Origin of the sequence: Bradyrhizobium sp. 23 (assembly GCF_023073295.1) — a bacterium.
GTDB classification, from domain to species: Bacteria; Pseudomonadota; Alphaproteobacteria; order Rhizobiales; family Xanthobacteraceae; genus Bradyrhizobium; species Bradyrhizobium canariense_D.
Genome location: NZ_JADPJF010000064.1, coordinates 136,679 through 140,448, shown reverse-complemented (window position 1 = coordinate 140,448; position 3,770 = coordinate 136,679). Strand labels below are relative to the sequence as shown.

8 protein-coding genes are annotated in these 3,770 nt (G+C 65.0%); 6 read left to right on the top strand and 2 right to left on the bottom strand.

The annotated features are described in order from the left end of the window. Together IVB32_RS15725 and IVB32_RS15720 are read left to right on the top strand one after the other, a co-directional pair. The coding region (locus IVB32_RS15725) for a P1 family peptidase (RefSeq protein ID WP_247410707.1) at positions 1-388 on the top strand (388 nt) is incomplete at its 5' end. Between the two features lie 49 nt (positions 389-437). Beyond that, positions 438-650: a KTSC domain-containing protein gene (locus IVB32_RS15720; protein ID WP_085361687.1), complete on the top strand. Its 213-nt coding sequence runs from the start codon at positions 438-440 to the stop codon at positions 648-650. 12 nt (positions 651-662) lie between these two features. Here IVB32_RS15720 and IVB32_RS15715 read toward each other — a convergent pair whose 3' ends face one another. Beyond that, a complete protein-coding gene (locus tag IVB32_RS15715; protein ID WP_247297303.1) occupies positions 663-1,457 on the bottom strand; it encodes an EF-hand domain-containing protein in 795 nt (264 codons plus the stop codon). Positions 1,458-1,707: 250 nt separating this feature from the next. On the opposite strand from IVB32_RS15715, the gene rpe reads away from it, so the two are divergent. The 4 genes from rpe (at position 1,708) to IVB32_RS15695 (ending at position 3,093) form a co-directional block, all read left to right on the top strand. Continuing rightward, the gene (gene rpe / locus IVB32_RS15710; RefSeq protein ID WP_018455567.1) at positions 1,708-2,409 is read left to right on the top strand and encodes a ribulose-phosphate 3-epimerase; all 702 of its coding nucleotides are present in this window, start codon (positions 1,708-1,710) and stop codon (positions 2,407-2,409) included. Between the two features lie 149 nt (positions 2,410-2,558). Then, positions 2,559-2,699 carry a hypothetical protein gene (locus tag IVB32_RS15705; RefSeq protein WP_162847284.1) on the top strand — a complete coding sequence of 47 codons (141 nt, stop codon included), beginning with the start codon at positions 2,559-2,561 and terminating at the stop codon, positions 2,697-2,699. Positions 2,700-2,703: 4 nt separating this feature from the next. Next, the gene (locus tag IVB32_RS15700; protein WP_162847283.1) at positions 2,704-2,880 is read left to right on the top strand and encodes a hypothetical protein; all 177 of its coding nucleotides are present in this window, start codon (positions 2,704-2,706) and stop codon (positions 2,878-2,880) included. Positions 2,881-2,901: 21 nt separating this feature from the next. Next, positions 2,902-3,093 carry a hypothetical protein gene (locus IVB32_RS15695; protein WP_085351052.1) on the top strand — a complete coding sequence of 64 codons (192 nt, stop codon included), beginning with the start codon at positions 2,902-2,904 and terminating at the stop codon, positions 3,091-3,093. 24 nt (positions 3,094-3,117) lie between these two features. Here IVB32_RS15695 and IVB32_RS15690 read toward each other — a convergent pair. Then, the coding region (locus tag IVB32_RS15690; protein ID WP_247410706.1) for a universal stress protein at positions 3,118-3,770 on the bottom strand (653 nt) is incomplete at its 5' end.

Here is a 3,770-nt window from a genome sequence, read left to right as displayed (position 1 = left end):
CGGCGGGCGCGGCCTGCCGTCCACGTTCACACCGGACATGCTGGCGATGCGCATCAAGGGCGGACCCGCCGCGAACGCGCGCGAGAACACCACGATCGGCGTCGTTGTCACCGATGCCACGCTGACCAAACCCCAGGCCAAGCGGCTTGCGATGATCGCGCATACCGGGTTCGCCCGTGCGATCTATCCGGTGCATGCCCCGACCGACGGCGACGTGCTGTTCGCCGCCGCAACGGGCGAGAAGCCGATCGAGCCGCTGGTCGGCCTTACCGAGCTCGGAACGATCGCCGCCAACGTGGTCGCACGCGCCATCGCTCGCGGCGTCTACAATGCGACGGCCCTGTCCTTTGCCGGCGCAATGCCGGCGTGGAAGGACCGGTTCGGATAGAAACGAAACGGCTGACACGGCGTTACCCTGGCCGACAAGGTGCACAACCATGCCGTCTTCCGTGATCCGCTTTTTCCGCTACGCCCCCGATAGGCGCGAGCTGACGGTGACTTTCGTCAGCGGACGCGTCTATGTCTACGCGGACGTTCCGCCCGAGGTCGCCGCCGCGTTCAAGAATGTGCGCTCAAAGGGTACGTTCTTCAACCGCGAAATCCGTGATCGGTATGTCTATCGTGACATCACGCACGAATATGCAGGCTAGCCGTGAGCAAGGTTACACGCTCATCGACATCGATGAACCGACAGCCGCTGAGGCGCCTTGTCCCTGCCCGCCCTGCCGCTGCATCAACTGCGCGAACAGATCGTACGCCGAATTACGGGAGCTGGGGGCGCCCGGGACCGTCGTCGACATCTTGAAGCCGTCGGCATAGGTGACGGTGGTGGTGGTCGAACCGTCGGCGCCGGTCGTCGAGGTCGAGGTCGAGCCGCCGCTGGATCGCGAGGAGGAATCCGAACCGCTGCCGGAGGCATCGCCCGCACCTTGCGCGTGATGGTGGCCGCGATGGCCGCTCTTCAGCGCCTTCGACATCTCATCGAGGCTGACGCTGCCGTCGGTATTCGAATCCAGTTTCGAGAAAACGTCGTCGGCCTGCGCGAGATTGGTGCCGCCGGCGCCGAGCGCATTCTCGAATTCCGACTTGGTGATCTTGCCGTCGCCGTCCCCATCGATCTGCGAGAACAGATCCTTCAAGGCGGCGTCGCGGCGCGTCGAGGAGGAGGACGTCGAACTCGACGAGGTCGAGCTGGCGGCGCTGCCGGTGCTGTCCGAGGATTGGCTCTGCGCAGCGAACAGCGCGTTCATCGTCTCCGGCGAGATCTGCGGGGTCTTGCCCGCATTGACCGACGAGGCCGCGCCGGTCGTGCTGTTGCTGCCGCTCTCGATCGCGAACGGATTGGTCGCGGGCTTTTGCGAGGATCCCGTCTTCTGCGTCGACGAGGACGATTTCGAATTCGTCAGCGACTGGATCGCGTCGAGTGCGCTCGATACGGCCCCAAGAGCAAACAACATTGCACAACTCCAACCGATGCGGCATGCCGCGGCCAATGTTCTGTTCAGGTGAAGTCAGCAAGCGCCGTGCCAGCGCAAAAAGCTCAATGAAATCCGCTTTCACCGCACTTTGCACGGCCCGGAACACCGGCAATTCATGCCGGTCGCGGCAGAAATTTCCGCCCACAGGAAGCACGCCGCCCCTGCATTGCCCGGCTGAGAGGCCCATGTTAGGCGAGTCCATCTTCCACGGCCGCCACGGGAAACCGCCATGACCCAAGCCTTCGCTCCCCGCCCCCTGGCAATCGCGCCCTCGATCCTGGCCTCGGATTTCTCCAGGCTCGGCGAGGAGGTGCGCGCCGTGGACGCCGCTGGAGCCGACTGGATCCATCTCGACGTCATGGACGGGCACTTCGTTCCCAACATCTCGTATGGCCCCGACGTCATTAAGGCGATGCGCCCGCACACCAAGAAGATCTTCGACGCGCATCTGATGATCTCGCCCTGTGACCCCTATCTCGAGGCCTTCGCGAAAGCCGGCTGCGACCACATCACCGTGCATGCCGAGGCCGGTCCCCATCTGCACCGCTCGCTTCAGGCGATCCGCGCACTCGGCAAGAAGGCCGGCGTTTCGCTCAATCCGGGCACGCCGATCAGTGCGCTCGAATACGTCCTGGACCTGGTCGACCTCGTGCTGGTGATGTCGGTCAATCCCGGCTTCGGCGGCCAGGCCTTCATCCCCTCCGCGATCGGCAAGATCCGCGACATCCGCGCCATGACAGCGGGCCGGCCGATCGATATCGAGGTCGATGGCGGCGTCGGGCCCGACGTCGCAGGTCCCCTGGCTGCGGCCGGGGCCAACGCCTTCGTCGCCGGCACGTCCGTGTTCAGGGGCGGCACGCAGGATGCCTATAAGACCAACATCGCCGCAATCCGCAACGCCGCCGCGGGTGCACGCGGCGAGGCGATCTGAGGGCCCGCTCGACTCCGCAGACGTGCGGCCTCTACGGGTGTTGCGGCGCGTAATGCCTAAATTTGCAACTTGATCCGTACTCCTCCGGGCTTCCCTGATTCGCGCAAATCACCGCAAGTGATTCTTGCCTGTTTTCGCGGGAGCACATCATGACGACGACCCTGGTCTGGACTGGCGTGGCGTTGTGGCTTGGTTTTTGTGCGTTTGTTGTGTTTGGTCCATCGGCCGGACCGGTGAAGGTCTCGGTACGCTCGGCCCGCATCGCTCGTCGCGACTGGTATCGGGCCTGACCCCATGCAGATCGCGCTCGTGAAACGTCAGCCGAAGCGCCGGTGCCGCATCCCGCGGCGCCCACATCCTGACCTCGATTTTTTCTTCGGTCGGCTCGAACGCACCGAAGGCGAGATGCGCGACGACACCGGGCCCGAGATGGACCTGGATCACCCGCTCCGGTCACCGCGCCGGCATTGAATTCTTTTCTGGACCAAGCTCATGAAGCCGCATTGCCCGAACTGCCTCAAGGAAATGACCAAGGCATCCGCGTCGCGTAACCTGTTCAACTGCGAGCCGTGCCGCGAGATCATCCAGTTCTTCGGCGGCAGCGCGGATCACTGCGAGCCCGGCCCGCAATTCTCCTGGCCGATCCGTCGCAAGCGCTCCGTCCACACCGCTCACGCGGCCTGAGCCTCCAGGATCCAGAGCGCGGCCCTATCCGGCCTCCTCGCCCGCATCCGCAGCCATTCGCGGCGGCCGTACCACGGTGACGGTGCAGGCCGCTTCCGAGGCCACCTTGGCCGAGACGCTGCCGAGCAGCGTGCGCCTGAACGAGCCCTGCCGCGCGCCGATGATGACGTGGTCGACGTGGTTGACCTCGCAAAACTCCAGGATGGCCGCCGCGGGATCGACGGCTTCCAGCACGTGAGCCGAGAGCCGGCTCTCATCGAGCTTGAGCGGCGTGGCCCAGTGTCTGAGCGCCACCAACCGGTCGATATGCTTGTTGGAGCCCTGCTCATCCAGCGTCCTGTCAATCGCGATGCGGTTGAGCCTCAGCACGTTGAGACAGGCGAGCCGCGCCGACGGCAGCGTGGCGAGAATACGCTCGGTGGTGACGCGCAACGCTTCGTTCAGCTCGGGGGCGCCTTCCACCGTGTCGAGCGCGACCGCGAGGATCGGGCTTGATGCGATCTGGGCTGCGACATCCGATTTCGCGCGCGGCTGCATGACGCCCTGGTTGAAGCGGCGCCGCCAAGCGACGCTTAACGGGTCGCGCTTCATCCGCTCCGAGCGTGTGGTGAGCCTGATCTGGTCCGGATGGGTCAGATCGAAGGCGAGCTGCGACGCCGTCGGATAGCGCCGCACCG

Excerpts from the sequence above, each read along its gene's own strand:
- IVB32_RS15720 (WP_085361687.1), top strand. The coding sequence starts at position 438 with ATGCCGTCTTCCGTGATCCGCTTTTTCCGCTACGCCCCCGATAGGCGC.
- IVB32_RS15715 (WP_247297303.1), bottom strand. The coding sequence starts at position 1,457 with ATGTTGTTTGCTCTTGGGGCCGTATCGAGCGCACTCGACGCGATCCAG.
- rpe (WP_018455567.1), top strand. The coding sequence starts at position 1,708 with ATGACCCAAGCCTTCGCTCCCCGCCCCCTGGCAATCGCGCCCTCGATC.
- IVB32_RS15705 (WP_162847284.1), top strand. The coding sequence starts at position 2,559 with ATGACGACGACCCTGGTCTGGACTGGCGTGGCGTTGTGGCTTGGTTTT.
- IVB32_RS15700 (WP_162847283.1), top strand. The coding sequence starts at position 2,704 with ATGCAGATCGCGCTCGTGAAACGTCAGCCGAAGCGCCGGTGCCGCATC.
- IVB32_RS15695 (WP_085351052.1), top strand. The coding sequence starts at position 2,902 with ATGAAGCCGCATTGCCCGAACTGCCTCAAGGAAATGACCAAGGCATCC.